Source organism: Streptomyces sp. NBC_00162 (assembly GCF_024611995.1).
Classification (GTDB): domain Bacteria; phylum Actinomycetota; class Actinomycetes; order Streptomycetales; family Streptomycetaceae; genus Streptomyces.
Genome location: NZ_CP102509.1, coordinates 4,164,402 through 4,189,045 on the forward strand (window position 1 = coordinate 4,164,402; position 24,644 = coordinate 4,189,045).

Sequence of the window (24,644 nt, forward strand, 5' to 3'; positions counted from 1 at the left end):
ATCACCCGGGGCCTTCCGCGCGCCGCGTCCACGCGATGCGATCGAGGACGGACTCCGTCGCGCACAGGGCCAGGTCCTTGCACAACGCCTCGAACCACAGGTCCCGGCCGTCGGATCCGGTCAGGAAGTGCGCGGCCCTCCTCAAGCGCCTCAACGCCCAGAGCCGCTTCCAGGCCGGCATGGAAGCCGTCCGCCTGGGCTGGCTCTGACAAAGCCAAAAGGCCAGGTCACACATGGTGTGACCTGGCCTTCTCGAGCCGCCTATCGGAATCGAACCGATGACCTTCGGGTTACAAAGCCGGTGCTCTACCAACTGAGCTAAGGCGGCATGACACCCACCCACAAACCCACCGCGCGTGGAGCCGCCATCACTCTACACAGCGGCCGATTCCCCAAGCCATCACATTGGAGCCGCCCGTAACCACCCACGCACACGTTCGTTGTACGGACTGGTGTGCCGTTCTGGAGAACAGATCGCGGGAGGGGCGATGGGGGACCGTGTCACGGGGGAGGAAGCCCGGCGCGTCAAGCGCGAACACCTCGGAGTGGGCGACCGGACCAAACACCAGGGCCGGACGGCCACGCCACTGAAGAGCCTGGTCAGAGCGCCGGGCACGCAGCAGCGCGTCTACCGTTTCCGCTTCTATCCGACCGCCGACCAGGCCGCTCAGCTCACCCAGACCTTCGGCGCCTGCCGCTGGGTCTACAACGAGGGCCTCGCCCTCCGGGTGAAGGCCTGGGAGGACCACCGGGTATCGCTGGGCTTCGCCGAGACCTGCCGGGCCCTGACCGGATGGAAGCGGATACCGGAGACCGCCTGGCTGAGGGAAGCCTCTTCCACGGTCCTCCAGCAGTCGTTACGGCACCTCGACTCCGCGTTCTCCAAATTCTTCAAGGGATCGGCGAAGTACCCGCAGCGGAAGTCGAAGCACCGCTCCCGCGACTCGGCGACGTACGTCCGCACCGGCTTCCGGTGGGTCGAGAACCCCGAGCGTCCGGGTACGGCCTCGGTCACCCTCGCCAAGCAGAGCACGCCGCTGGACGTGCGCTGGTCGCGGGCGCTTCCACCAGGGCAGTTACCGGTGAAGCTGACGGTCACCCGGGACCGGGCCGGCCGGTTCTTCCTCTCCGTACTGGTGGAGGAAGTGATCGCGCCGCTCCCCGAGGCGCTCTTCCCCGCCAGCCGCGAGCCGAAGGCAGTGGGCCTGGACCTCGGACTCGCGACGCTGGTGACGCTCGACGACGGGGAGAAGCTGCCGCATCCGCGGCTGCTGAAGAAGTACGCGAAACAGCTCGCCTCCTTGCAGCGCGATCTGCACAGGAAACGGAAGGGCTCGAAGAACCGGGGGAAGGTGCGGGAGCGTATCGCCCGCCTGTACGCCTCGATCGGTGATGTCCGTCGTGATCTGCTGGACCGGTTCACGACCCGCCTCGTGCGCGAGAACCAAGTGCTCGTGGTGGAAGACCTGCCGATCGCCAACCTCCTGCGTGCGGCGACGGGGAAGGGCCGCCGGCGCAAGGCGGCGCTGAACCGGTCCATCCTGGACGCGGCGTGGGGTGAGCTGCTGCGCCAACTCCGCTACAAGTGCGCGTGGTACGGGCGGACGCTGGTGATCGTGGACCGGTTCTTCCCGTCGACCCGGCGCTGCTCGGCCTGCCATACGAAGGGCCCGCGGCTCGACGTCTCGATCCGCGAGTGGACCTGCGCGGAGTGCGGGACGGTGCACGACCGCGACGAGAACGCGGCGGTGAACCTCCAGGACGAGGGGATGCGGCTGTACTGGACCGTGGCCGCCGGGCTGCCGCCGGGGCGGGTGCCGCCGAGTGTGATCAGGGCTTCGGAGCTGGTGGATCTCGTACCGGCCGCGTAGCCAACCGCAGTACGGGCCGACGGGCCGTCGGCCGCAATGCCTGTGGAGCCCGCGTAAGACCGGCCAGGTGCGACCCCCAGGGTCATGCCGGGCCGGCAACGGGCGTCGAAGCAGGAACCACTGCTCGTGAGGGTGGTGAGGCGCAACAGAGCCGAGGCCAAAAGTGCCCTGCTCTGCTGGGGCCACAGGTCAAAAGCGCGTTGCTCTGCCGACGGACGTCAGGCGGCGACCGGATACCCCGTCCCGGCCACCGCCTTCGCCACACCGGCGAGGTCCGCCCCCGGGTTCAGGGCCTTGACCACCGCTTCCGTGAGCGGGCGCAGGGCGAAGACGTGCCGGACCGCGTCGAGGTCGATCTCGCGCTCGTAGTAGTGCTCGGCGAAGTCCGCGTACGCGTCCGGGGTGCCAGCTGCCAGGACGTGGAAGAGGTGGCCCGTGCCGTCGTCCGCGTCCGTGGGGATCTCCACCGGTCCCGCCCGCCAGGCGGTGTCGGCGGTCTCGCGCCAGAACACCACGGTGGCCACCTGGACGTGCTCGTCGCAGAAGGCCTGCTCTTCGAGTTGCGGCCGGAACACCTCCGGCAGGGTGTCCACGAGACCGGGCCACAGGGCCATGTCCTCATTTGTGTAGGGGCTCATCCAGGACTCGTGGTCGAAGCCGCGGCCGAAGACGCCGTCGGGCGTGAAGAGGATGGCGTACTCGTCACCCGAGCCGTTGTTCATCAGTGCGGCTTCGACTCCCGGGCCCCAGGCGGGGTCGTAGTCGTAGTAGCGGCCGTAGCGGCCGCCCATGAGCACTTCCAGGGCTGCCAGCGCCCGGCAGCGGTCCCGGAGAACCGGGACATCGGGGAGGACGCGGATCAGTTCGTGGACGTCGCGGGGACGCTGTATGCCGCTCATGCGCGTCATCCAAGCATCCGGGTCCGACGGATCGCACAGAGTTCGAAGTCACGTCGATGCGGGTGCTGACAGGAGGCGGGCCGGCGGGTAGCGTCGGGCGGAGTCCGATTACTGGACTAGACCTTCCACTCGGATCGTCCGGCACGTTCCTGCCGGTAGAAGGGATTCATCACCATGGCTTCTGTCACTTTCGACAAGGCGACCCGTCTGTACCCCGGCGGGGACAAGCCCGCCGTCGACCAGCTGGAGCTGGAGATCGAGGATGGCGAGTTCCTCGTCCTCGTCGGTCCGTCCGGCTGCGGCAAGTCCACCTCGCTGCGCATGCTCGCCGGTCTGGAGGACGTCAACGGCGGTTCCATCCGCATCGGTGACCGTGACGTCACGCACCTGCCGCCCAAGGACCGGGACATCGCGATGGTGTTCCAGAACTACGCGCTGTACCCGCACATGTCCGTCGCCGACAACATGGGCTTCGCGCTCAAGATCGCCGGTGAGGACAAGGCCACCATCCGCAAGAAGGTGGAGGACGCGGCGAAGATGCTGGACCTGACCCAGTACCTCGACCGCAAGCCGAAGGCGCTCTCCGGTGGTCAGCGCCAGCGTGTGGCGATGGGCCGTGCCATCGTGCGCAAGCCGCAGGTGTTCCTCATGGACGAGCCGCTGTCGAACCTCGACGCCAAGCTCCGCGTGTCCACCCGTACGCAGATCGCGGCGCTCCAGCGCGATCTGGGCATCACCACCGTCTACGTCACGCACGACCAGGTCGAGGCCATGACCATGGGCGACCGGGTGGCGGTCCTGAAGGACGGGCTGCTTCAGCAGGTCGACACCCCGCGCAACATGTACGACCGTCCGGCGAACCTGTTCGTGGCGGGCTTCATCGGTTCGCCGGCCATGAACCTGGTCGAGGTCCCGATCACCGACGGCGGTGTGAAGTTCGGCGACAGCGTGGTCCCGGTGTCGCGTGAGGCGCTGTCGGCCGCCGCCGACGCGGGCGACCGTACCGTCACGGTGGGCGTGCGTCCGGAGCACTTCGACATCGCGGAGAGCGGCGGTCTGACGATCGTCGTGAACGTGGTCGAGGAGCTCGGTGCCGATGGTTACGTGTACGGGTCGGCCACGTCGGCCGAGGGTTCGCAGGACCTTGTGGTCCGTGTGAACGGCCGCCAGGTGCCGGAGAAGGGTTCGAGCCTGCACGTGGTGCCGCAGGGCGGCGAGATCCACGTGTTCTCGACTTCTTCGGGTGAGCGGCTCTCCGACTAGTCGGCTGCGGCAGGGTGTTGGAGGGGCGTCCCCGTCGGGGGCGCCCCTCCTCCGTGTCGGGCTGCCGCGCAGGAACCCTGGCAGACCGGGCCATTCAGGCCCAACCCGTCAACCCATAATTCGAAAAGCCACGTCGAACCATCCCCCGACAGGGTGACTAAATGTCGCCAAATCTTCACCGAGCGCTACTCTCGCCCTCGTGACCCACACTGCCCGCCGTATCGGCCGTTCCCTCGCCCTGGTCCTGCCCGTCGTCCTGGTCCTGTCCGGGACCCTCGCGGTCACCATGGTCCCCTGGGCGGACACTTCTTCGTCCCAGGTCCTGACCGCCTCCGCCGAGGACGTCTCCGTCCCCGCCAAGCCGCGGCCCGCGGCGCACGACGTGCTGCGCGACACGCTCGTCGGCGAGATCCAGCAGGGCAAGGAGCCGGGTGATGTCCTCACGCACCTCCAGCAGGAGGTGGACAAGCGGCCGTCGTTGGCCGCGCACTGCGTGGGGATCGCCCGGGCGCTGGGCCGGGCGGCGGTGGACGCCTACGGTCCGACGAAGGCCCAGTCCTTCGCCCGGCCGGTGTGCGACACCTCGTACGCGTCCGGTGTCGCCTCCATGGGCTGAGGCGCGTCGCGTCCCTACCCTGGCCTGCATGACCGACACTTCCCGATCCACCCCTTCCACTCCGCCTCCCGCAGCCGCGTTCTCTTCCGCCCCCACCCAGGCCGTTGTCCTGGCGGGCGGTCAGGGTTCGCGGCTGCGGCCGTATACGGACGACCGTCCGAAGCCGATGGTGGAGATTCCGGGGACGGGGGTGCCGATCATCGGGCATCAGCTGGCGTGGCTGGCGTCGGAGGGGGTCACGGACGTCGTGGTGTCGTGCGGGCATCTGGCCGGGGTGCTTCAGGAGTGGCTGGCGGAGGCGGAGTTGCCGCTGCGGGTGACGACGGTGGTGGAGGAGGAGCCGCTGGGGCGGGGTGGCGGTCTGAAGTACGCGGCGCGTCATCTCCCGGACCCGGAGGGGTCCTGGTACGCGACGAACGGTGACATCTGGACGCGGTTCTCGCTGCGGGAGATGGCCGCGTTCCATACGGAGCGCGGTGCGGTGGCGACGCTGGCGCTGGCCCGTCCGCGGATTCCGTGGGGGGTGGTGGAGACGAACGAGTTCGGGCAGGTGCTGGACTTCATCGAGGCTCCGCCGTCGCCGTATCCGGTCAATGCGGGCGTGTATGTCTTCGGGCCCGAATTCGTGGCGCTGCTGCCGGATTTGGGGGATCACGAGCGGACGACGTTCCCGCGGTTGGCGCGGGAGCGGCGGCTGGCGGGCTTTCCGCTGCCGCAGGGGGCCTACTGGCGGGCGATCGACACGGCGAAGGACCTGACCGAGGCGGCACGGGAGTTGGCGGCGCAGACGGGCTCCTGAGCCTTTTCGGACGGATTTACGATGCTTCGTGTGCTCGGGGCGCGCGGAGGGGCCCGGCACGCTCGCGCGCGCCGGGCCCCTGGTGTTCTGGATGCCGGTCGGCCGGGTTCAGCCGAGGAGGCCTCCGACCAGGCCGGGCTGCTTGGCCGGGGTGGTGGTGCCGGAGGTGCTGCTGCCGGAGGAGGTCGGCGGCTTCTGGGGGGCGGACTGCCGCGGGGTGCTGCGGGGGGTCTGCCTGCTGGTGGTGCCCTTGGTGGCGGTGGGCGATTCGGAGCGGGTGCCGGCGGTTTCCCGGGCGGGGCCGCCGGATGCGCCCTTGCCGGACTTGGCGGCGGGCTCGGAGGCGCTGGCGGAGGGCTGTGCGGGCTTGGACGGCTGCTGGGTGGGCTGCTGCTGCCTGGCCGGTTCCTTGGGGAGGGGGCGGCCGGGGAGGTAGTTGCTGGGGGCTTGTCCGGGGCCGGGGACGGTGACGACGGTGGTGGAGCGGACGGCGCCGCCGAGGAGGGAGCCGATGAGCAGGGTGAGTCCGCAGATGACGCTGGCCATGACGGCTCCGCGGCGCAGTACGCGCCGGCGCAGTCGCCAGATCTCGGAGCGGGGTCCGAGGGTGCGCCAGGCTTCGCCGGCGAGGCGTCCGTCGAGGGAGTAGACGGGGGCGCCGGCGATGATCAGCGGGCTCCAGGCGGCGAGGTAGATGATGTCGGGCGCGTCGTAGGCGGGGACGGTCTTCCAGCTGACGGTCATCAGGAGCGCGGCGGAGAGCAGTGCTCCGAAGCAGGCGGCGAACCGCTGCCAGAGGCCGAAGACGGTCAGGACTCCGACGATGACCTGGAGGAAGGCCACGCTGAGGCCGGCGCCGACGGGGTGGGCGAGGGCGAAGTCGCGCAGTGGTTCGGCGAGTGCCCAGGGGTGGAGGGTGTGCAGCCAGGTGACCATGGAGCCGCGTTCGCCGCCGTCGAAGTAGACGGGGTCGCACAGTTTGCCCATGCCGGCGTAGATGGAGATGAAGCCGAGGAAGACGCGCAGTGGGAGGAGTACGACGCCGAGGTTCATCCGGCGGCCGGGGTAGTAGGAGGCCTGTCCGCGGGTGTCGGTGCCGGCGCGCCGGGTGTCGGCGCCGGGGTCGGGTGATCCGCTGCCGTAGGCCGGCTCGTACGGGAGGTCGCGTACGGCGGCCAGGGGGCGGGTCTCGTCGGGGTCGCCGTAGGTGCGCTGGCCGATGACGGTGGGGGTGGTGAGGGTGTTGTCGGCGAGGTCGTGGGCCAGGTCGATGCGCGGGATGACCTGGGTGGCGCCGCCGTCGTACTCGTCGATGCCGCGGCCGGCCTCGCGTACGGCTTGGAGGAGTCCGCCCATGGCCGCTCCGTCGCCGGGGGCGGCCTTGCCGCTCCAGACGACGGGGGCTCTGCGGCGGGTGGCTCCGGCCGCGGCGGCCACGGCGCCGCCGAGGACGGGGGCGCGGCCGGGGGCGTTCGCGGGCTTGGAACGCGCGCTCGGGCTCGGTGCGAGCCGCACGCGGAAGCTGGCGTGGTTGACGATGACCTGTGCGGGGTCGCACGGCACCTTGACCATGCTCAGCGCGGGCTGGTCGTCGAACCCTGACGTTCTGGTGTCCACACTCATCTAACCGAGTGATCAGTGTTTAGGACACTGCCTTGACATCAGGGATCTGTCCGAGACCCGTCAAGATCAAGCCACCCCGCCCGAAACGGGCGGGGTGACAGCCTCACGTGTCACTTTCCGTGAGCCAAGTGGATCAAGCGGATCAAGCGGATGAGGCGGATGGATCAGGCGCGGCCGCGGTCCGCGCGGCGGCGGGCGGCCTCGTAGAGCACGACGCCGGCGGCGACACCGGCGTTGAGGGACTCGGCGCCGCCGGGCATCGGGATGCGGACGAGGTAGTCGCAGTTCTCGCCGACGAGGCGGCCGAGGCCCTTGCCCTCGGAGCCGACGACGATGACGACGGGGCCGCCGAGCGCGTCCAGGTCGTTGACGCTGTGCTCGCCCTCGGCTGCGAGGCCGACGATGGTGATGCCGGCCTTCTTGTAGTCCTGGAGGGCGCGGGTGAGGTTGGTGACGCGGGAGACCGGGGTGCGGGCGGCGGTGCCGGCCGAGGTCTTCCACGCACCGGCGGTCATGCCGGCGGCGCGGCGCTCGGGGATGACCACGCCGTGGCCGCCGAAGGCGGAGACGGAGCGGACGATCGCGCCGAGGTTGCGCGGGTCGGTGACGCCGTCGAGGGCGACGATGAGGGGGTCGTCCCCGTCGTCGTAGGCGGCGGCGGTGAGGTCCTCGGGGTGCGCGTACTCGTACGGCGGGACCTGGAGGACGAGGCCCTGGTGGTTGAGCCCGTTGGTCATGCGGTCGAGCTCGGGGCGCGGGGCTTCCATCAGGTTGATGTTGCCGCGGTCGGCAGCGAGCTTGAGGGCGTCGCGGACGCGCTCGTCGTTGTCGATGAACTGCTGGACGTAGAGGGTGGTGGCGGGAACTCCGTCGCGCAGCGCCTCGAAGACCGGGTTGCGGCCGACGACCATCTCGCTGGTGCCCTTGGCTCCGCCGCGGCGGGGGGCGGGGCGGCGCTTGGCGGCCTGCCGGGCCATGGCGTTGCTGATGCGGTTCGCCTTGTGCTTCTTGCGGTCCTCGGCCTTGGGCGTGGGGCCCTTGCCTTCCAGGCCCTTGCGCCGCTGGCCACCGCTGCCGACCGTCGCGCCCTTCTTGTTGGACGTACGGCGGTTCCTGCGCTGGCTGTTCCCGGCCATGACTTCTACCTGTTTTCGTTGATGCTGCGGTATGTACGTATGAAGAGTGTGCCGCCCGGAACGCCGGGCAGCACACCAAGCTCAGCTGCCTGGGCTCAGCGGGGGCCGAGCGTCCAGCGCGGACCCGTCGGACTGTCCTCGATGACCAGTCCGGACTGCTGGAGCTGGTCGCGGATGGCGTCGGCCGTGGCCCAGTCCTTGCGGGCCCGGGCGGACTCGCGCTGTTCGAGGACGAGGCGTACGAGCGTGTCGACGGCGCCGTGCAGGTCCTCGCCGCGGTCCGCCTCGCCGGCCCAGTGCGGGTCGAGCGGGTCCAGGCCGAGGACGCCCAGCATGGCCCGCACCTCCGACAGGCGCGCGATGGCCGCGTCCTTGTCGTCGGCGGCGAGTGCGCTGTTGCCCTGGCGGACGGTGGTGTGGACGATGGCGAGCGCCTGCGGGACCCCGAGGTCGTCGTCCATGGCCTCGGCGAAGGCGGGCGGGACCTCGGCGGCGGGCTCGACGGGCTTGCCGGCCTTCTCGATGACGCGCTGGTAGAAGCCCTCGATCCGCGCGAAGGCGGACTCGGCCTCGCGCAGGGCCTCCTCGCTGTACTCGATCATCGACCGGTAGTGCGGGGTGCCGAGGTAGTAGCGCAGGACGATCGGGCGCCACTGCTTGACCATCTCGGAGACGAGGACCGAGTTCCCGAGGGACTTGGACATCTTCTCGCCGGACATGGTGACCCAGGCGTTGTGGACCCAGTAGCTCGCGAACTCGTCCCCGAAGGCCTTGGCCTGGGCGATCTCGTTCTCGTGGTGCGGGAAGATCAGGTCCAGGCCGCCGCCGTGGATGTCGAAGGCCTCGCCGAGGTACTTGTGCGCCATGGCGGAGCATTCCAGGTGCCAGCCGGGGCGGCCGCGGCCCCACGGGGTCTCCCAGGAGGGCTCGCCGGGCTTGACGGACTTCCACATGGCGAAGTCGCGGGCGTCGCGCTTGCCGGTCTCGCCGGTGCTCTCCGGCTGGCGGATGTTGTCGAGTTCCTGGCGGGACAGCGAGAGGTAGCCGGGGTAGGACTTCACGTCGAAGTAGACGTTGCCCTCGGACTCGTAGGCGTGGCCGCGCTCGATGAGGCCGCGCATCATCTCGACCATCTCGGTGACGTGGCCGGTGGCGCGGGGCTCGTAGGTGGGCGGGAGGCAGCCGAGGGCGGCGTAGCCGTCGTTGAAGGCACGCTCGTTCTCGTAGCCGATGGACCACCAGGGGCGGCGCTGTTCGGCGGACTTCGCGATGATCTTGTCGTCGATGTCCGTGACGTTGCGGATGAAGGTGACCTCGTAGCCCCGGTACTCGAACCAGCGGCGCATCATGTCGAAGTTGAGGCCCGACCGGATGTGCCCGATGTGGGGGGCCGCCTGCACCGTGGCGCCACAGAGGTAGATCGAGACACAGCCCGCGGTGAGCGGGGTGAAGTCACGGATCTGCCGGGCGCTGGTGTCGTACAGGCGAATAGTCACGGCATCCAGGGTAGTGCGCCTGTAGCAGTGCCCCGCGACCCTTTGGGGACCCGGGGGCCTCTTTGTTGTGGAAGAAGTGTCTTCGTACGTCGCACTACGCGGGATTCGTCCGGTACACGAGGGCTGTCGCGATGGCGGCGAGCCCTTCGGCGCGGCCGGTGAGGCCCAGTCCGTCGGTGGTGGTGCCGGAGACGGAGACGGGGGCGCCCGCGGCGGCGGCGAGCGCCTTCTGCGCCTCTTCGCGCCGCTTGCCGATCTTCGGGCGTACGCCGATCACCTGGATGGCGATGTTGCCGATCTCGAAGCCCTCGGCGCGGACGATGCGGGCGGCCTCCGCCAGGAGGGTGACGCCCGCGGCTCCGGACCACTCGGGGCGGGAGGTGCCGAAGTGCGCGCCGAGGTCGCCGGCGCCGGCGGCGGAGAACAGCGCGTCGCAGGCGGCGTGCGCGGCGACGTCGCCGTCGGAGTGTCCGGCGAGGCCGTCCTCGCCCTCCCACAGCAGTCCGGCGCACCACAGCTCGCGGCCCGTCTCGAAGGCGTGCACGTCGGTGCCGATGCCGACGAGCGGGATCAGCGGGGCGTCGGGGCTAGTAGGCATCGGTGGCCCTCCTGCGGGCGAGTACGGCCTCGGCGAGGACCAGGTCGAGCGGGCGGGTGACCTTGAAGGCCTCTTCGTGGCCGGGGACGACGACGACGGTGACGCCGAGGCGCTCCACCATGCCGGCGTCGTCGGTGGCTCCCTCGCCGGCCACGGCGATCTCCTCGTGCGCGCGTACGAGGGTGGCACGGTCGAAGCCCTGCGGGGTCTGTACGGCGCGCAGCCGGGCCCGCTCGGGGGTCGAGACGACGGGCTCGGGCTCGCCGGGCTTGCCGGGCTCGACCTCCTTGACGGTGTCGGCCAGGGGCAGGGCGGGCACCACGGCGGGGGCTCCGGCGCGTACGGCTTCGACGACGGAGTCCACGGTGTCGACGGGGACCAGCGGGCGGGCCGCGTCGTGGATGAGCACGGAGGTGACGTCCTGCGGGAGCGCGTCGAGGCCGGCGCGTACGGACTGCTGGCGGGTCTCGCCGCCGGGCACGACCACGATGTCGGTGCGATCGGGCAGCGCGTGCTCGTTCAGGAGGAGGCGTACCGCGTCGGCGCCGTCGGGCGGGGCGACGACGACCACGAGGGAGACCGCGCGGGAGCGGGCCATGGCGCGGACGGCGTGGATGAGCATCGGCGTTCCGCCGATGGCCCGCAGGGCCTTGGGGGCGCCGGGGCCGAGGCGTACCCCGCGGCCGGCGGCCGGGATCACCGCGGCGGTGCGGTGGGGGCGCGTTTCGTCAGACATCAGTAGCTCCGAGCCAGGTTTGTGACTTCGGCCGACATGGGTATGGCCTGGAGGGTGCCGGGTGCGACGCCCTCGCCCCTTCCGTGGACGACCGGTCGAGCAGGCTGCCCGGACCCGGCACACCAGTGAGGTGGATCAAAAGGTATGGGTACAGACATGCCGCAGCGCCCGGCAACAGGCCCCTCGTGGAGGAGGGGCCTCGTCATCGGGCACCGCGGCACAACTGTGTACACATTGTTCTGATGAACACTGTTTGCTGAACGGGGCCTCGCGTCAGGACGCGAGAACCTCGTCGAGGAGGGCCTCGGCCTTGTCCTCGTTCGTGTTCTCGGCGAGCGCGAGTTCGCTCACCAGAATCTGGCGCGCCTTCGCGAGCATGCGCTTCTCACCCGCGGAAAGCCCGCGCTCACGCTCACGACGCCACAGGTCACGCACGACTTCGGCGACCTTGATGACATCGCCAGAAGCGAGCTTCTCCAGATTTGCCTTGTAGCGCCGGGACCAGTTCGTCGGCTCTTCTGCATACGGTGCGCGCAGCACCTCGAAGACCCGGTCCAGCCCGTCCTGGCCGACTACGTCGCGAACGCCGACGAACTCCGCATTGTCCGCAGGCACACGAACCGTCAGGTCGCCCTGGGCGACCTTGAGCACCAAGTAGGTCTTGTCCACGCCTTTGATCTGACGAGTCTCAATGGCCTCGATCAGCGCGGCCCCGTGATGGGGATAGACCACGGTGTCGCCAACCTTGAACGTCATGTGACAGGTACCCCTTCCGTGGCTATCCAGGGTAACACGAGAACTGACTGTTATGAATGGCGTTTTCGCAGGTCAGGGCACATCTCGGGGCTTGACAACAGCGACAGGAACGTGCTGCGAAGGGCTTCCGGAAGGGGGTATTCGCAGGTCGGGGGCGCTGTGCGGACCGGGCGAAAGGGCCACGCTACACCCGCTCGACACCACCGTCAGTGTGACGTACGTCCCGATTTGCCGGTTTCGGAGTCGCAAAACCGAACTACTCCGTTCGACTGGCGGCCGCCAGTGCGGGGCGGTTCAGGCCCAATCCCGAATTGATCACGCGGCGGCGTTCACGGGAATCCGGGAATTGATCACCGGGCGTCCGTGGCTCGATATGCGGGTGTCATGTGATCGGCGTGTGAACGGCAGGGTGATCGGCATGTGAACGGCACGGTGAACGGCACGCGGAATGCAAGATCGCGGAAGTGGGCGCAGACCCCCGGCAGGGTGGCCGCCGCGCTGCGGAGGGTCGGGTGCGGGGGCAGGGCGGCGGCTCGGTAACCTAAGCGCGCTGACACACCCTTAGAGCGGCTTTACCTCGGCCGTCCCAAGGGAGCCCACCCTCCCGTTCCGTACGTCAAGGAGATGCCGCCGCCGTGAGCCGCAGCCTTCGACGCGGCGCCCTCGCCGCCACCGCCGTCGTGTTCTCGATCGCCTCGCTGGCCGCATGCGGTGCGGGCAACGACGCGCAGACCCTCCAGATCAAGCCGGACAACGCCGCCGCCTCCAAGGGCGAGATCGAGGTCCAGAACGCACTGGTGATCACCCAGGGCCAGAAGGGCGAGAAGGGCGCAGCAGTCGTCTCGGCGACGCTCTTCAACAACGGCACCAAGGCAGAGACCCTTGACGGCATCACCCTCCCGGGTGGCCAGGGCAAGGTCGCGCTGAAGCCCGCCGAAGGCTCCGGCAAGGTCACCGTGCCGGCCCTCGGCTACGTGGTGATCGGCGGCAAGGGCAACGCCTCCGCCGTGATCGAGAACGGTGCCGCGACCGTCAGGGACGGCGAGGTACAGAAGCTCCTCTTCCAGCTGAGCAGCACGGGCGGCATCGAGCTGGAGGCCTTCGTGGTGCCGAACACCGGCGCGTGGGCGCCGTTCGGCCCGACCGTGGCCCCGGCCGCCACCCCGGCCGCCGGCTCCACCCCGTCCGGCGCCCCCTCCGGCAGCCCGTCCGGCACCCCGTCGGGCGCGGCCACCGGTGCGGCCTCGGGCAGCCCGTCCGGATCCCCCTCGGGCGCCGCCGGCACGCCGTCGGGTTCCGCCTCGCACAGCGCGGGCCACTGACCCGGATGACGGCGTAGCGCCGTACATGTACGCATACGCATACGGGAAGGGCCCCCATCCGCATCGGCGGCTGGGGGCCCTTCCCGTACTGCGTGGAGCTGTCCTGCGTGAAGCTCGGTTTACGGCTCGAACTTGTAGCCGAGACCGCGCACCGTGACGAGGTAGCGCGGCGCGCCCGGGTCCGGTTCGATCTTCGCGCGCAGGCGCTTGACGTGGACGTCCAGGGTCTTGGTGTCACCGACGTAGTCGGCGCCCCAGACCCGGTCGATCAGCTGCATGCGGGTCAGTACGCGGCCCGCGTTGCGCAGCAGCATCTCGAGCAGGTCGAACTCCTTCAGCGGGAGGTCCACCTTCCCGCCGGCGACGGTGACCACGTGGCGGTCGACGTCCATCCGTACGGGGCCCGCCTCGAGGGCCGCCGGGGTGACCTCTTCCGGTTCGCCGCGGCGGCGCAGGACCGCGCGGATGCGGGCGACCAGCTCCCGCGAGGAGAAGGGCTTGGTGACGTAGTCATCGGCTCCTATCTCCAGCCCGACGACCTTGTCGATCTCGCTGTCCTTGGCCGTCACCATGATCACGGGGACGTTGGAGCGGCCGCGCAGCTGCCGGCAGACCTCCGTGCCGGGCAGGCCGGGGAGCATCAGGTCGAGGAGGACGAGGTCGGCGCCGTTGCGCTCGAACTCGTCCAGTCCGTCGGGCCCCGTCGCGGCGATGGCGACTTCGAAGCCCTCCTTGCGGAGCATGTAGGACAGGGCGTCGCTGAATGATTCCTCATCCTCGACGACGAGCACTCGGGTCACGGAAGGACCTCCGGGGCAGGGATGGCTGTTGCTGGGTCAGTCAGGGGTGGGGCGGGTGCGGGGGTCGTCGCCGGGGCCGGCGCGGCCGCTTCGGGGAGTCGCAGCGTGAACGTGGAGCCCTGGCCCTCCGAGCTCCACACCGACACTTCCCCGCCGTGCGAGGCAGCCACGTGCTTCACGATCGCAAGGCCGAGGCCCGTTCCTCCCGTGGCACGGGAGCGGGCCGGGTCCACGCGGTAGAAGCGCTCGAAGATGCGCTCGCGGTCCTTTTCCGGGATGCCGATGCCCTGGTCGGTCACGGCGATCTCGATCAAGTCTCCCCCAGGTGCCGCCACCCTGCGCCCGGCTATGCCGACGCGGGTGCGGGCGGGGCTGTAGTTGACGGCGTTCTCGACCAGATTTCCGAGGGCTGCCGCGAGCTGTCCGCGGTTGCCCCAGACGCGCAGGTCGGCGGTGCCGCCGGCGGCCATGGTGATCTGTTTGGAGGAGGCCGTGTGTCGGCAGCGGTCGATCGCCTCTGCTACCAGGGTGTCCACGCGGATGGGCTCGGCGTCCTCCAGCGGGTCGTCGTTCTGTACCCGGGAGAGGTCGATGAGTTCCTGTACGAGGTTGATCAGGCGGGTTGCCTCGATCTGCATGCGGCCGGCGAAGCGACTGACCGCCTCGGGGTCGTCCGAGGCGTCCATGACGGCCTCGGAGAGCAGGGAGATCGCTCCGACCGGGGTCTTCAGCTCGTGGGACACGTTGGCCACGAAGTCGCGGCGTACGGCTTCGATGCGGCGGGCCTCGGTGAGGTCCTCGACCAGGAGGAGCACCAGGCGGGAGCCGAGCGGGGCGACGCGCGCCGAGACGGCGAGGGCCTCCCCGCGGCCGGTGCCGCGCCGGGGCAGGTCCAGCTCGACCTGCCGTATCTCCCCGTCGCGGCGGGTGTCGCGGGCCATGTGGAGCATGGGTTCGACGGCGAGCTTGCCGCCTCGGACCAGTCCGAGGGCGTACGCCGCCGAGCTGGCCTTGACCACCGCGTCGCCCTCGTCGAGTACGACGGCCGAGGACCGCAGTACGGAGAGCACGGTGTCCACACCGGGTGGGAGCACCGCGTTGATGTCGGGGCGCATGGAGCTCCGGGTGGGGCGGGCCTGGTCGCGCTCGCTCCAGCGGAACGCCAGCATCGCGATCACACCGGTGCAAAGACCGGCGATCGCTGCAGCTGCGGCGACCGCCGCGTTCACGTCCATGCATCCAGGTTAAGCAGGCGTGACGACACTTCCACAGCCGTTCGGGTGCCACCTCGAACACTCGTCGCCCAGAGTTCACCCTGGGTACGGGGTTGATTCATTTGTGATGCCGGAGTCGGACGCGTTTGCGCCTCACCGTGTCAACGTGGGGCCAGCGGCCGCCCTGGCCGGGCCCCCCGGGCAGTAGTGCAGTAGGTCAAGAGAGGGACACCAGACATGCGTGACGCGTACCACGAGGAACTGGACTCGATCGGAGAGGGCCTGGTCGAGATGGCCCGGCTGGTCGGTTCCGCGATCGGGCGGGCCACGACGTCCATGCTCGACGCCGACCTGAAGCTCGCCGAGAGTGTCATCGCCGCCGACCAGAAGGTCGACGACCTCCAGCACGACCTGGAGGCCCGCGCGATCGCGCTGCTGGCCCGGCAGCAGCCGGTCGCCACCGACCTGCGCATCGTGGTGACCTCGCTGCGGATGAGCGCGGACCTGGAGCGCAGCGGCGACCTGGCCCAGCACGTGGCGAAGCTCGCGCGGCTGCGCTTCCCGGACACGGCCGTGCCGCGGGACCTGCACGCCACCATCCTGGAGATGGGGCAGCTGGCGCAGCGCCTGATGGCGAAGGCCGCCGAGGTCATCATCACCAAGGACGTCGACCTGGCGCTCCAGCTGGAGCAGGACGACGACGAGATGGACCAGCTGCACCGCACGCTGTTCCAGCACCTGATGGACGACCGCTGGAAGCACGGCATCGAGACGGCCGTGGACGTGACGCTGCTGGGCCGGTACTACGAGCGCTTCGCGGACCACGCGGTGTCGGTGGCCAAGCGCGTGGTCTACCTGGTGACGGGCGAGCACGCGGACGAGCTCCAGCCGCCGACCCAGGTCGAGGGCGTCTGAGCACGGGCGCGAGCCCCAATGCGCCGTTGACGCGCCGGTGTGGCTGGGCATGAATGAGGCGAGGGCGGTCCGTCGTGCGAAGTCCCGTACGCCGCCCGCGAGGAGGAACCATGCCCGATTCCCCCGTCCCCATCACGCCGGAGCAGGAGCAGCCGCCGAGGCCGGAACCGCTGCGCCTCCCGCTGCTCGCAGCCTGCGGCTGCGGCTCGGGCTGCGGCTGCGGCTGCCAGTCCGGCGCCCCCTGCCAGTGCGGCGGCTGACCCCGCCGACCCGGCGCACCGTACGCGAAGGGCCCCGGCCGACGTCCTCGGCCGGGGCCCTTCGCGTGAGCTGCCCTTACGATGCCTGCGGGGGCGGCCCGTAGCGCAGAGGTCGTCGCGCGCGGTCTCCAAAACCGCGAGGACGCCGGTTCGACTCCGGCCGGTCCGCCCCTGCCCTTGGCTGGGACTACTTCTTCTTGCCCTGGTTCTTGCTCCGACCTGGGGCTTTACCCGGCACCCCGGCTCTGACCAGCGGTCGAGCGGTCAGCGGTTGTCACCCTTGGCCGCCCTCGGTCACCGTCCCACGGCCCACAGACGGCCCACGCGCGACGCTCCGCAAGTGCCCAGCCCCCCGACCGGGTGACGCATGGGTGGTTTCACCTCAGTGATCGCTTAGGCCTACCTAGGGTGCATCTCGTTCTTGCACAAACGACGCACCAGGGAGTCGACGCAACATGACGACATCGCCGGACCAACAGCCTGCCCAGGCTTACGCGCAACCTCCGACCATCATCATTAACAACACCAGCTCCGCAGCGGCGTCGGCTACCGCGATGGTCGGCGGGATGGGTCTGAGGCGGCGCCGTCAGTCGTTGTGGGTTCACTTCTGGCTGTTCATGTTTACGGCGGGCATCGGCAACATCTTCTACGCAGTGCATGTGAGCCGCTGGAACAGGGACCGAGGTCTGTAACAGCATTTGGAGGGCCCGGGGCCTACTCCCATCGGTTCTGACGGGGACGGACCACCGTCAGATCACCCCTGCCTCCGCCCACCACTGACGGCAGACGGGATGGGAGTTCCCCCGCCTCAACCCCCACCAGCCGCCACCCGCCCGCGGTGCCCCCGCCATCCCGGAGCCTGAGGCCCCCGCCGGAGGCATGTCGGTGAGGGATGGAATCGACGGCCGGTCGGGGCTCGCCTCATGCCCTCGGGCCTATCCCAGCCGTAGGGGCGGGCGTCGGCGCAGCGCGCGGAGCGGGCCGAAGGCAGGAGCGTCGCGCGGAGCGGAGCCGGGAAGCCCGCCCGGCGGAGCGGAGCGCAGCCGGGTGCTTGATGCCGGAGAGAACATCAAGGCTCTGGCCGACTACCTGGGTCACTCCGACCCGGGTCTGACTCTCCGGGTGTACGCACATCTGATGCCCAGTAGCCGGGAGCGGACCCGCAAGGCCATAGCGTCGGTCTACAACGGGCATGGTACGGACTGAGATCTTTCGCAGACCCTGCAACAGGACTAGCCTCCCGCCATGAGCCTGTCGCTCGCGCTGAATCTGCTTGCCGTTCTCGTGGCCTTGGCGGCGTTAGGCACCTCGGTAGCCGTCGCACAACGTCAGCTGCGGCTCGCGCAGAACTCCAACGTGCTGCCCATAGTCATCGAGCTCTTCCGAGAGACCCGTGAACCCGACTTCTCGCAGGCGATCGCGTACATCAGCACTCGACTGAACACTGAGCACTCACACGAGAACGGGTACCGGAGGCTGCCCCCTGAGGCACTGGGCCACATACGCCGAGTCAGCTTGTTCTACGACGACGTGGGCAAGCTCGTTGCTCACGGCGTAGTAGACGAGGTTCTGGTCATCGGCTCGTACGGCTTGAACATCGTGTCCATGTGGGATGTCCTGGCCCCTTACATCTACCGAGAGCGGGCACTCACAACCCCAGCCATGCTCTACTTCGAAGACCTCGCCGCGAGGGCGAAAGCTCGGCCCATGTCGGCGGTGCACACGTCGATCGGCCTCGCACAATGCCCGCCATGGAACGGGGACGGCCCCCAGACGGCCCCGTGACCAAGAAAAGCCCCCTCCCTGCTGAGAACCAGCAGGCAGGGGGCCGTTTCGTGCGTGGGGGCTACTTCTTGCCCTGGTTCTTGACGGCCTCGATGGCGGCCGCGGCCGCGTCCGGGTCGAGGTAGGTGCCGCCCGGCTTGAGGGGCTTGAACTCGGCGTCGAGCTCGTAGGCGAGCGGGATGCCGGTCGGGATGTTCAGGCCCGCGATGTCGGCGTCGGAGATGCCGTCCAGGTGCTTGACCAGGGCGCGCAGGGAGTTGCCGTGCGCGGCGACCAGGACGGTGTGGCCGTCGAGCAGGTCCGGCACGATCGCGTCGTACCAGTACGGCAGCATGCGGACGACGACGTCCTTGAGGCACTCCGTGCGCGGGCGCAGCTCCGGCGGGATCGACGCGTAGCGCGGGTCCTCGGACTGGGAGAACTCCGTACCGTCCTCGAGGGCCGGCGGCGGGGTGTCGTACGAGCGGCGCCACAGCATGAACTGCTCCTCGCCGAACTCGGCGAGGGTCTGGGCCTTGTCCTTGCCCTGGAGGGCGCCGTAGTGGCGCTCGTTCAGGCGCCAGGAGCGGTGGACCGGGATCCAGTGACGGTCGGCGGCCTCGAGCGCCATCTGCGCGGTGCGGATCGCGCGCTTCTGGAGCGAGGTGTGCACGACGTCGGGGAGCAGGCCGGCGTCCTTGAGCAGCTCACCGCCGCGGACCGCCTCCTTCTCGCCCTTCTCGTTGAGATTGACGTCCACCCAGCCGGTGAACAGGTTCTTCGCGTTCCACTCGCTCTCGCCGTGGCGGAGGAGGATCAGCTTGTACGGTGCGTCGGCCATGCGTACGAGCCTAATGGACGGGCCGGGGCGCTCGCGCGCGGTGTCCATGCCCGCCGATTGACGCCGGGCGTCAATTGACTGGCGTTGACGGAACCACCAATCGTAATGTGCGGGGAGCTCAAGAGACACTTACATCACCGGGGGGATTCCTTATGTCCGCTGCCAGTTTGAGACGGGCCGCCCGGGAGAGCGTGTCGGGTCTGCCGCGTGCGTTCTGGTGGCTGTGGGCGAGCACCCTGGTGAACCGGCTCGGGGCCTTCGTCGCCACGTTCATGACCTTGTACCTGACCCTGGACCGGGGCTATTCGGCCTCCTTCGCGGGACTTGTGGTCGCCCTGCACGGGCTCGGCGGTGTGATCTCCTCGCTGGTCGCCGGGGTGATGACCGACCGGCTCGGGCGCCGGCCCACGCTGATGGCCGCCAACGTCTCGACCGCCCTGTCGGTCGCGCTGCTCGGCTTCATGGAGCATCCGGCGGCGATCGCGGCCGTCGCGCTGCTGGTCGGCATGACCTCCAACGCCTCGCGCCCCGCCGTGCAGGCGATGATGGCCGACATCGTCCGCCCCGAGGACCAGGTACGGGCCTTCGCGCTGAACTACTGGGCCATCAACCTCGGCTTCGCGATCTCCGCGACGGTCGCCGGTTTCGTCGCCGAGTACAGCTACCTGGCCGGATTCCTGGGCGAGGCGGCGCTGACGCTGCTGTGCGCGGTCCTCGTCTTCGTGAAGCTGCCCGAGTCGCGGCCCGAGAAGGGCGACGCGGCCGCGGCGGCGGCCGAGCCCGGGATCGGACTCGGCACCGTGCTGCGCGACGGGCGGTTCATGGCTGTGGTCGGGCTGTCGTTCCTGATCTCGCTGATCTTCATGCAGGGCTCGTTCGGGCTGCCGCTGGCCATGGGCACCGCGGGGTTCTCCACCGGGGACTACGGACTGGTCGCCGCCGTGAACGGCGTACTGATCGTGGTGCTGCAGATCCCGGTCACGCGGTTCATCGAGCACCGCGACCCGCAGAAACTGCTCGTGATCTCGGCGCTGCTGGCCGGGTACGGGTTCGGTCTGACGGCGTTCGGCGGCTCGATCGGCGTGCTCGCGCTGACCGTCTGCGTGTGGACGCTGGGCGAGATCATCAACTCGCCGACCCAGATGGGCCTGGTCGCGCGGCTCTCCCCGCTGCACGGGCGCGGCCGCTACCAGGGGATGTACACGATGTCCTGGGCGGTGGCCTCGCTGATCGCGCCGCTGCTGGCGGGCGGGGTGATCGACCGGTTCGGCGCGGGCTGGCTGTGGGGGGCGACGGCGGTCCTCGGAACCGTCGCCGGGCTCGGGTACTGGCTGCTGATGCGCAACCTGCCGCCCGTGATCGCGCCGGAGCTGCCGGCGGCCGCGTCGGCCGAACCGTCCGCGCCGGCCTCGCCGGCCGAGGTCAGGCCGACGGCTGCGTCAGGTGCTTGAACGCGTCCAGGTTGTAGGTCGGCTCGCCGCGGGAGACGCGCCACTCGTACTCGCGGCGGATCGCCCCGGCGAAACCGAGCTCCAGCAGGGTGTTGAAGGAGCCGTCCGCCGCCTCCAGCACCGTGCCGAGCAGCCGGTCCAGCTCCTCCGGGGTGACCACGGCGAGCGGTAGGCGGCCCGTCAGGTAGATGTCGCCGAGGCGGTCCACCGCGTAGCTCAGCCCGTACAGCTTGAGGTTGCGCTCCAGCAGCCAGCGGTGGACCCCGGCCTCGTTCTCGTCGGGGTGGCGGATCACGAAGGCGTTGACCGACAACGAGTGCCGGCCGACCCGGAGCGAGCAGGTGGTGCTCAGCTTGCGGGTGCCGGGGAGCTGGACGACGTAGGAGCCCGGCTCGGGGCTCTCCCAGCTCAGCTCGGCGCCGGCGAGCGTGGCCTCGATGATCTCGGCGGTGTCAGCCATGGTGGGAGCGTACGCGACGGCGGTGATCATGCATCGCCGCGGTGTACACGTCCGCCGTGCCGCCGGCGGCGGTGTCCCAGCCGAAGAACTGCGCGTGCCGCGCCGCCTCGGCGCCCATCCGGTCCGCGAGCCCGGGGTCGTCCACGAAACGCCGCAGCTCACGCGCGTAGTCCACCGGGTCGTGGCCGGGTACGAGGATTCCGGTGACCCCGTCGTTGACGGCGACGGGCAGTCCGCCGACCTCGGCGGCGAGCACCGGCGTGCCGCTGGCCTGCGCCTCTATGGCGACGAGTCCGAAGGACTCGCTGTACGAGGGCATGACCAGCACGGACGCCGCGCGGAACCAGTCGGCGAGGCTGTCCTGTCCCACCGGCGGGTGGAAGTGCACGAGATCGGCGATGCCGAGCTTCGCGGCGAGCTTCTGCAGGCCTTCCGGCTTGGCGAGGCCGCTGCCGCTGGGGCCGCCGACGACGGGGACGAAGAGGCGGCCGCGCAGCGAGGGGTCCCGGTCGACGAGCTCGGCGACGGCGCGCAGCAGGATGTCGGGGGCCTTCAGCGGCTGGATCCGCCCGGCGAAGAGCGGGATCACGGCGTCCTGCGGCAGGCCGAGGCGGGCACGGGCGGCGGCCCGGCCGTCGCCGACGGTGAAGCGGTCCAGGTTCACGCCGGGGTGGACGACGGCCACCTTGGCGGGGTCGGCCTCGTAGTGCCGGACGAGCTCGTCGGCCTCCTCGGCGGTGTTCGCGATGAGCCGGTCCGCGGCGGCCACGATCTGGGTCTCGCCTATGACGCGGGCGGCGGGCTCGGGCGTGTCGCCCTCGGCCAGCGCGGCGTTCTTGACCTTGGCCATGGTGTGCATGGCGTGCACGAGCGGGACGCCCCAGCGCTCGGCGGCGAGCCAGCCGACGTGGCCGGAGAGCCAGTAGTGGGAGTGGACGAGGTCGTAGTAGCCGGGGCGGTGGCCGGCCCAGGCCTGCATCACGCCGTGGGTGAAGGCGCACAGCTGGGCCGGGAGCTCCTCCTTGGCGAGGCCTTCGTACGGGCCCGCGTCCACGTGCCGTACGAGGACCCCGGGGGCCAAGTCGACCACGGGCGGCAGTCCGCCGGTGGTGGCCCGGGTGAAGATCTCGACCTCGATGTTGATGGCGGCGAGGCGTTTGGCCAGTTCGACGATGTAGACGTTCATGCCGCCGGCGTCGCCGGTGCCGGGCTGGTGCAGCGGGGAGGTGTGCACGCTGAGCATGGCCACGCGGCGGGGCTTGCGGTGGTGGCCGACGGCCGGCAGGCGCAGTCGCGGCGGCTCGTGCCGGGTGGCGCGGGCGGCGGCGAGGCGGCCGCTGATGCTGCCGCCGAGGCGGGACACGTACTGGCTCAAGGGAGCAGTTCCTCTCGCTCGACGACACGCGGATCGGACGACACTCGGACCGGCTGCCGGGCTGGCGGCGGGCGGCTGCCGGGCATGCCGACAGGGGCGCGCCGGGCGCCCTGCAAGGAGTGCAACCCGGATGGCCGTCCCGCGCATTCCGGGGTGGCCGGATTTCCGCGTCTTTTTCTCGGCGGGCTCCCGATTTTCCTCCGGTGAGGGCGCTCCGCTTACTCTCGGCTCATGGCCTCCCGCACCACTCCGACTCCCAGCCGCGCCCCCGGGCGCCCCGTGGGCTCGGTGACGCGCGGGACGACGAACCCGAACCGGTTGCGCCGGATGGACCGCTGGATCGCCGCCACGCACGGGGCGGCGCTGCGGCGCGCGCAGGCGCCGGTCGCGGTGGACCTCGGCTACGGGGCCGCGCCCTGGACGGCGGTCGAGCTGCTGGCGCGGCTGCGCGAGGCGGCTCCGCGGGTGCGGGTGGTCGGTATCGAGATCGAGCCGGCGCGGGTGGCCGGGGCGAAGCCGTACGAGCGGGAGGGTCTGAGCTTCCGGCACGGCGGCTTCGAGGTCCCGCTGGAGGACGGGGCCCGCCCGGCGCTGATCCGGGCGGCGAACGTACTGCGCCAGTACGACGAGGAGCAGGTCGCGGCGGTGTGGGAGCGGCTGTGCGCGCGACTGGCCCCGGACGGGCTGCTGGTGGAGGGGACCTGCGACGAGATCGGGCGGCGGCACGTGTGGGTGGCACTGGGGCCGGAGGGGGCGCGCACGGTGACGTTCGCGACCCGGCTGGGCTCCCTGGAGCGCCCCTCGGACCTGGCGGAGCGGCTCCCGAAGGCGCTGATCCACCGCAACGTTCCGGGCGAGCCGGTGCACGCGTTCCTGCGCGACTTCGACCGGGCGTGGGCGGCGGCGGCTCCGTACGCCTCGTACGGGGCGCGGCAGCGCTGGATCCGGACGGCGCGGGCCCTGTCCGGCGACTGGCCGCTGGCGGACGGGCCGGGGCGGTGGCGGCAGGGCGAACTGACGGTGCGCTGGGAGGCGTTGCGCCCGGCGGGGTGAATACGGCGGCCGGGGGAACCGGTGATACGGATCGCCCGTTGAGCGGTCAGGGGTGGGGTCCGTTGGGGCGGACAAGATCGGAAGGACATCCACAAGGGTGTCGGAATTCACCGGCTCGTGGCACCATCCCGAAGGCAGCGACAAGTTACTGACGAATAGTCAGATCTAATGCAGGATGATGCAGGGTCTGACTCTGGGTGCCTGGGGGGACCATGGGGGCCGAACGGCGACGGCGGGGCACAAGCGGGCTCGTGCTGCTGTGCGCGATGGCGATACTGACGGCGCCGGGCCTGGCGACGGGCATGGCGTACGCGGCTCCTGCCGCGCCCGTGGCACCCGTGGCTCCGGCGGCCCCCGGGGCTCCCGCCGCTCCGGCTCCGGAGCCGGGCGCCAAGTCCCTGGAGCAGGTCCGCAAGGAGATGGAGGAGCTGTTCCGGCAGGCGGGCACCGCCACGGACGCCTACAACCTCGCCGAGGCCGAGGCCAAGGCCCAGTCGGACAAGATCGTCGAGATCGCCAACCTGATCGTGGCCGGCCAGGAGCGGATCACCACCCTGAAGAGCCGCGCGGGCGCCGCCGCCCGCGCCCAGTACCGCTCGGGAGGTCTGCCGCCGAGCGCGAATCTGGCGCTGAGCGACGACCCGGGCCACTTCCTCGACGGGGCGGGCCGGATGCGCCAGGGCGAGAAGGCCGCCTCGGACATGCTGACCGAACTGGACCGCACCCAGAACGACTTGAAGCGGTACGCGGAGGAGGCGAGCGCCCACTGGGCGACGCTGGAGGCCAACCGGATCAAGCAGGAGAACGCGAAGAAGCAGATCGAGGAGAAGATCAAGGCTGCGGAGGAGCTGGAGAACAAGCTCGAGGCCGAGGAGAAGGCCCGGCTGATCCAGCTGGAGCAGGAAGCCCAGTACAAGGCGCAGACGGCGTGGCTGTCGACGGGCGCGATGAAGGACGTCAACGGCCTGGCGACGGACGCCGGGAAGCGGGCCGTGCAGTACGCCACCGCGCAGATGGGCAAGCCCTACGTCTGGGGAGCCGAGGGTCCGGGCTCGTTCGACTGCTCCGGTCTGACCTCCCAGGCCTGGCTGGCGGCGGGCAGGCCGATCCCGCGCACCTCGCAGGAGCAGCTGAGGCTGCTGCCGAAGGTCGCGATCAAGGACATGCGCCCGGGCGATCTGATCATCTACTTCGACGACGCGAGCCACGTCGCGATGTATGTCGGCGACGGCGCGATGGTCCACGCCCCGCGCCCGGGCCGGAACGTGACGATGGCGGGTGCGGGCTCGATGCCGATCAAGGCGGTCGTCCGGCCGGACGCGTAGCCCGCGCCCCGGACGCCGGGCGCGGGGGTCCGGGGGCGGCGTGGGGGAAGCCCCGCAGGGCGGGGTTCAGG

General features: G+C 70.3%; 25 protein-coding genes, 2 tRNA genes and 1 pseudogene. 14 read left to right on the plus strand and 14 right to left on the minus strand.

The genetic code is table 11. The annotated features are described in order from the left end of the window. Position 1: 1 nt before the first annotated feature. Both JIW86_RS19350 and JIW86_RS19355 read right to left on the minus strand, forming a co-directional pair. The gene (locus JIW86_RS19350; RefSeq protein ID WP_257555104.1) at positions 2–181 is read right to left on the minus strand and encodes a hypothetical protein; all 180 of its coding nucleotides are present in this window, start codon (positions 179–181) and stop codon (positions 2–4) included. A gap of 74 nt (positions 182–255) precedes the next feature. After that, positions 256–328: transfer RNA gene (locus JIW86_RS19355), tRNA-Thr, on the minus strand. 160 nt (positions 329–488) lie between these two features. Here JIW86_RS19355 and JIW86_RS19360 point away from each other — a divergent pair. Then, positions 489–1,871 carry an RNA-guided endonuclease InsQ/TnpB family protein gene (locus tag JIW86_RS19360; RefSeq protein WP_257555106.1) on the plus strand — a complete coding sequence of 461 codons (1,383 nt, stop codon included), beginning with the start codon at positions 489–491 and terminating at the stop codon, positions 1,869–1,871. A gap of 218 nt (positions 1,872–2,089) precedes the next feature. Here JIW86_RS19360 and JIW86_RS19365 read toward each other — a convergent pair whose 3' ends face one another. Beyond that, positions 2,090–2,770, minus strand: coding sequence for a hypothetical protein (locus JIW86_RS19365; protein WP_257555107.1), 681 nt, complete (start codon positions 2,768–2,770; stop codon positions 2,090–2,092). Between the two features lie 174 nt (positions 2,771–2,944). On the opposite strand from JIW86_RS19365, the gene JIW86_RS19370 reads away from it, so the two are divergent. From JIW86_RS19370 to JIW86_RS19380, 3 genes are all read left to right on the plus strand, one after another. Beyond that, positions 2,945–4,033, plus strand: coding sequence for an ABC transporter ATP-binding protein (locus JIW86_RS19370; RefSeq protein ID WP_257555108.1), 1,089 nt, complete (start codon positions 2,945–2,947; stop codon positions 4,031–4,033). Positions 4,034–4,232: 199 nt separating this feature from the next. Further along, positions 4,233–4,649: a hypothetical protein gene (locus JIW86_RS19375; RefSeq protein ID WP_215139621.1), complete on the plus strand. Its 417-nt coding sequence runs from the start codon at positions 4,233–4,235 to the stop codon at positions 4,647–4,649. Positions 4,650–4,677: 28 nt separating this feature from the next. After that, positions 4,678–5,448 (plus strand): nucleotidyltransferase family protein, encoded by a 771-nt coding sequence (locus JIW86_RS19380; protein WP_257555109.1) that lies wholly within the window; start codon positions 4,678–4,680, stop codon positions 5,446–5,448. A 108-nt stretch (positions 5,449–5,556) separates the two neighbouring features. On the opposite strand, the gene JIW86_RS19385 is transcribed toward JIW86_RS19380, so the two are convergent. The 6 genes from JIW86_RS19385 to JIW86_RS19410 all read right to left on the minus strand — a co-directional run bounded on the left by JIW86_RS19385 (position 5,557) and on the right by JIW86_RS19410 (position 11,793). Then, a complete protein-coding gene (locus tag JIW86_RS19385; RefSeq protein WP_257555110.1) occupies positions 5,557–7,071 on the minus strand; it encodes a DoxX family protein in 1,515 nt (504 codons plus the stop codon). A 164-nt stretch (positions 7,072–7,235) separates the two neighbouring features. Continuing rightward, positions 7,236–8,207 carry a 23S rRNA (guanosine(2251)-2'-O)-methyltransferase RlmB gene (gene rlmB / locus JIW86_RS19390; RefSeq protein WP_215139624.1) on the minus strand — a complete coding sequence of 324 codons (972 nt, stop codon included), beginning with the start codon at positions 8,205–8,207 and terminating at the stop codon, positions 7,236–7,238. A 95-nt stretch (positions 8,208–8,302) separates the two neighbouring features. Then, positions 8,303–9,703 carry a cysteine--tRNA ligase gene (gene cysS, locus JIW86_RS19395; RefSeq protein ID WP_257555111.1) on the minus strand — a complete coding sequence of 467 codons (1,401 nt, stop codon included), beginning with the start codon at positions 9,701–9,703 and terminating at the stop codon, positions 8,303–8,305. A 94-nt stretch (positions 9,704–9,797) separates the two neighbouring features. Further along, a complete protein-coding gene (ispF, locus tag JIW86_RS19400; protein ID WP_215139626.1) occupies positions 9,798–10,301 on the minus strand; it encodes a 2-C-methyl-D-erythritol 2,4-cyclodiphosphate synthase in 504 nt (167 codons plus the stop codon). Further along, complete coding sequence (gene ispD, locus JIW86_RS19405) at positions 10,291–11,037, minus strand: 2-C-methyl-D-erythritol 4-phosphate cytidylyltransferase (RefSeq protein ID WP_257555112.1); 747 nt, start codon at positions 11,035–11,037, stop codon at positions 10,291–10,293. The genes ispF and ispD overlap by 11 nt, the downstream gene beginning before the upstream one ends. Positions 11,038–11,310: 273 nt before the next feature. Beyond that, the gene (locus JIW86_RS19410; RefSeq protein WP_003953493.1) at positions 11,311–11,793 is read right to left on the minus strand and encodes a CarD family transcriptional regulator; all 483 of its coding nucleotides are present in this window, start codon (positions 11,791–11,793) and stop codon (positions 11,311–11,313) included. Between the two features lie 635 nt (positions 11,794–12,428). Here JIW86_RS19410 and JIW86_RS19415 point away from each other — a divergent pair. Next, positions 12,429–13,115, plus strand: a complete 687-nt coding sequence (locus JIW86_RS19415) for a DUF461 domain-containing protein (protein ID WP_257555114.1) — start codon at positions 12,429–12,431, stop codon at positions 13,113–13,115. 119 nt (positions 13,116–13,234) lie between these two features. Here the strand turns inward: JIW86_RS19415 and JIW86_RS19420 are convergent, their stop codons facing one another. Together JIW86_RS19420 and JIW86_RS19425 are read right to left on the minus strand one after the other, a co-directional pair. Next, positions 13,235–13,915: a response regulator transcription factor gene (locus JIW86_RS19420; protein WP_030387286.1), complete on the minus strand. Its 681-nt coding sequence runs from the start codon at positions 13,913–13,915 to the stop codon at positions 13,235–13,237. Then, positions 13,912–15,150 (minus strand): sensor histidine kinase, encoded by a 1,239-nt coding sequence (locus JIW86_RS19425; RefSeq protein WP_257555121.1) that lies wholly within the window; start codon positions 15,148–15,150, stop codon positions 13,912–13,914. Before JIW86_RS19425 ends, JIW86_RS19420 begins: the two co-directional genes overlap by 4 nt. 216 nt (positions 15,151–15,366) lie before the next feature. Between JIW86_RS19425 and phoU the strand changes: the two genes are divergently transcribed. The 6 genes and pseudogenes from phoU to JIW86_RS19455 all read left to right on the plus strand — a co-directional run bounded on the left by phoU (position 15,367) and on the right by JIW86_RS19455 (position 18,089). Then, complete coding sequence (gene phoU / locus JIW86_RS19430; protein ID WP_112449136.1) at positions 15,367–16,044, plus strand: phosphate signaling complex protein PhoU; 678 nt, start codon at positions 15,367–15,369, stop codon at positions 16,042–16,044. A gap of 110 nt (positions 16,045–16,154) precedes the next feature. Then, positions 16,155–16,304 (plus strand): hypothetical protein, encoded by a 150-nt coding sequence (locus JIW86_RS19435; protein ID WP_167344738.1) that lies wholly within the window; start codon positions 16,155–16,157, stop codon positions 16,302–16,304. A gap of 93 nt (positions 16,305–16,397) precedes the next feature. Then, positions 16,398–16,474: transfer RNA gene (locus tag JIW86_RS19440), tRNA-Trp, on the plus strand. A 285-nt stretch (positions 16,475–16,759) separates the two neighbouring features. After that, positions 16,760–16,996: a hypothetical protein gene (locus JIW86_RS19445; protein ID WP_257555125.1), complete on the plus strand. Its 237-nt coding sequence runs from the start codon at positions 16,760–16,762 to the stop codon at positions 16,994–16,996. Between the two features lie 349 nt (positions 16,997–17,345). Continuing rightward, a pseudogene (locus JIW86_RS19450) lies at positions 17,346–17,510 on the plus strand (integrase); the annotation flags it as partial. Between the two features lie 39 nt (positions 17,511–17,549). After that, on the plus strand, positions 17,550–18,089 hold the full coding sequence (locus tag JIW86_RS19455) for a DUF4760 domain-containing protein (protein WP_257555127.1): 540 nt from the start codon (positions 17,550–17,552) through the stop codon (positions 18,087–18,089). Between the two features lie 61 nt (positions 18,090–18,150). Here JIW86_RS19455 and JIW86_RS19460 read toward each other — a convergent pair whose 3' ends face one another. Then, positions 18,151–18,909, minus strand: coding sequence for a phosphoglyceromutase (locus tag JIW86_RS19460; RefSeq protein ID WP_257555129.1), 759 nt, complete (start codon positions 18,907–18,909; stop codon positions 18,151–18,153). A 152-nt stretch (positions 18,910–19,061) separates the two neighbouring features. Here JIW86_RS19460 and JIW86_RS19465 point away from each other — a divergent pair, with 152 nt between their 5' ends. Beyond that, a complete protein-coding gene (locus JIW86_RS19465; protein WP_257555131.1) occupies positions 19,062–20,360 on the plus strand; it encodes an MDR family MFS transporter in 1,299 nt (432 codons plus the stop codon). Here JIW86_RS19465 and JIW86_RS19470 read toward each other — a convergent pair. Together JIW86_RS19470 and mshA are read right to left on the minus strand one after the other, a co-directional pair. After that, positions 20,332–20,820: a YbjN domain-containing protein gene (locus JIW86_RS19470; RefSeq protein ID WP_215139632.1), complete on the minus strand. Its 489-nt coding sequence runs from the start codon at positions 20,818–20,820 to the stop codon at positions 20,332–20,334. The genes JIW86_RS19465 and JIW86_RS19470 overlap by 29 nt on opposite strands. After that, positions 20,813–22,195, minus strand: coding sequence for a D-inositol-3-phosphate glycosyltransferase (gene mshA, locus JIW86_RS19475; RefSeq protein WP_416237577.1), 1,383 nt, complete (start codon positions 22,193–22,195; stop codon positions 20,813–20,815). The genes JIW86_RS19470 and mshA overlap by 8 nt, the downstream gene beginning before the upstream one ends. A gap of 231 nt (positions 22,196–22,426) precedes the next feature. Between mshA and JIW86_RS19480 the strand changes: the two genes are divergently transcribed. Together JIW86_RS19480 and JIW86_RS19485 are read left to right on the plus strand one after the other, a co-directional pair. Next, complete coding sequence (locus tag JIW86_RS19480; protein ID WP_215139633.1) at positions 22,427–23,248, plus strand: class I SAM-dependent methyltransferase; 822 nt, start codon at positions 22,427–22,429, stop codon at positions 23,246–23,248. Positions 23,249–23,514: 266 nt separating this feature from the next. Further along, entirely contained in the window at positions 23,515–24,573 is a 1,059-nt protein-coding gene (locus JIW86_RS19485; protein WP_251063809.1) for a C40 family peptidase, read from the plus strand. Positions 24,574–24,644 lie beyond the last annotated feature (71 nt).

Coding starts and splice junctions, on each gene's coding strand:
- JIW86_RS19350 (WP_257555104.1), bottom strand. CDS start 181: ATGCCGGCCTGGAAGCGGCTCTGGGCGTTGAGGCGCTTGAGGAGGGCC.
- JIW86_RS19360 (WP_257555106.1), top strand. CDS start 489: ATGGGGGACCGTGTCACGGGGGAGGAAGCCCGGCGCGTCAAGCGCGAA.
- JIW86_RS19365 (WP_257555107.1), bottom strand. CDS start 2,770: ATGAGCGGCATACAGCGTCCCCGCGACGTCCACGAACTGATCCGCGTC.
- JIW86_RS19370 (WP_257555108.1), top strand. CDS start 2,945: ATGGCTTCTGTCACTTTCGACAAGGCGACCCGTCTGTACCCCGGCGGG.
- JIW86_RS19380 (WP_257555109.1), top strand. CDS start 4,678: ATGACCGACACTTCCCGATCCACCCCTTCCACTCCGCCTCCCGCAGCC.
- JIW86_RS19385 (WP_257555110.1), bottom strand. CDS start 7,071: ATGAGTGTGGACACCAGAACGTCAGGGTTCGACGACCAGCCCGCGCTG.
- rlmB (WP_215139624.1), bottom strand. CDS start 8,207: ATGGCCGGGAACAGCCAGCGCAGGAACCGCCGTACGTCCAACAAGAAG.
- ispF (WP_215139626.1), bottom strand. CDS start 10,301: ATGCCTACTAGCCCCGACGCCCCGCTGATCCCGCTCGTCGGCATCGGC.
- ispD (WP_257555112.1), bottom strand. CDS start 11,037: ATGTCTGACGAAACGCGCCCCCACCGCACCGCCGCGGTGATCCCGGCC.
- JIW86_RS19410 (WP_003953493.1), bottom strand. CDS start 11,793: ATGACGTTCAAGGTTGGCGACACCGTGGTCTATCCCCATCACGGGGCC.
- JIW86_RS19425 (WP_257555121.1), bottom strand. CDS start 15,150: ATGGACGTGAACGCGGCGGTCGCCGCAGCTGCAGCGATCGCCGGTCTT.
- phoU (WP_112449136.1), top strand. CDS start 15,367: ATGCGTGACGCGTACCACGAGGAACTGGACTCGATCGGAGAGGGCCTG.
- JIW86_RS19435 (WP_167344738.1), top strand. CDS start 16,155: ATGCCCGATTCCCCCGTCCCCATCACGCCGGAGCAGGAGCAGCCGCCG.
- JIW86_RS19445 (WP_257555125.1), top strand. CDS start 16,760: ATGACGACATCGCCGGACCAACAGCCTGCCCAGGCTTACGCGCAACCT.
- JIW86_RS19455 (WP_257555127.1), top strand. CDS start 17,550: ATGAGCCTGTCGCTCGCGCTGAATCTGCTTGCCGTTCTCGTGGCCTTG.
- JIW86_RS19460 (WP_257555129.1), bottom strand. CDS start 18,909: ATGGCCGACGCACCGTACAAGCTGATCCTCCTCCGCCACGGCGAGAGC.
- JIW86_RS19465 (WP_257555131.1), top strand. CDS start 19,062: ATGTCCGCTGCCAGTTTGAGACGGGCCGCCCGGGAGAGCGTGTCGGGT.
- JIW86_RS19470 (WP_215139632.1), bottom strand. CDS start 20,820: ATGGCTGACACCGCCGAGATCATCGAGGCCACGCTCGCCGGCGCCGAG.
- JIW86_RS19480 (WP_215139633.1), top strand. CDS start 22,427: ATGGCCTCCCGCACCACTCCGACTCCCAGCCGCGCCCCCGGGCGCCCC.
- JIW86_RS19485 (WP_251063809.1), top strand. CDS start 23,515: ATGGCGATACTGACGGCGCCGGGCCTGGCGACGGGCATGGCGTACGCG.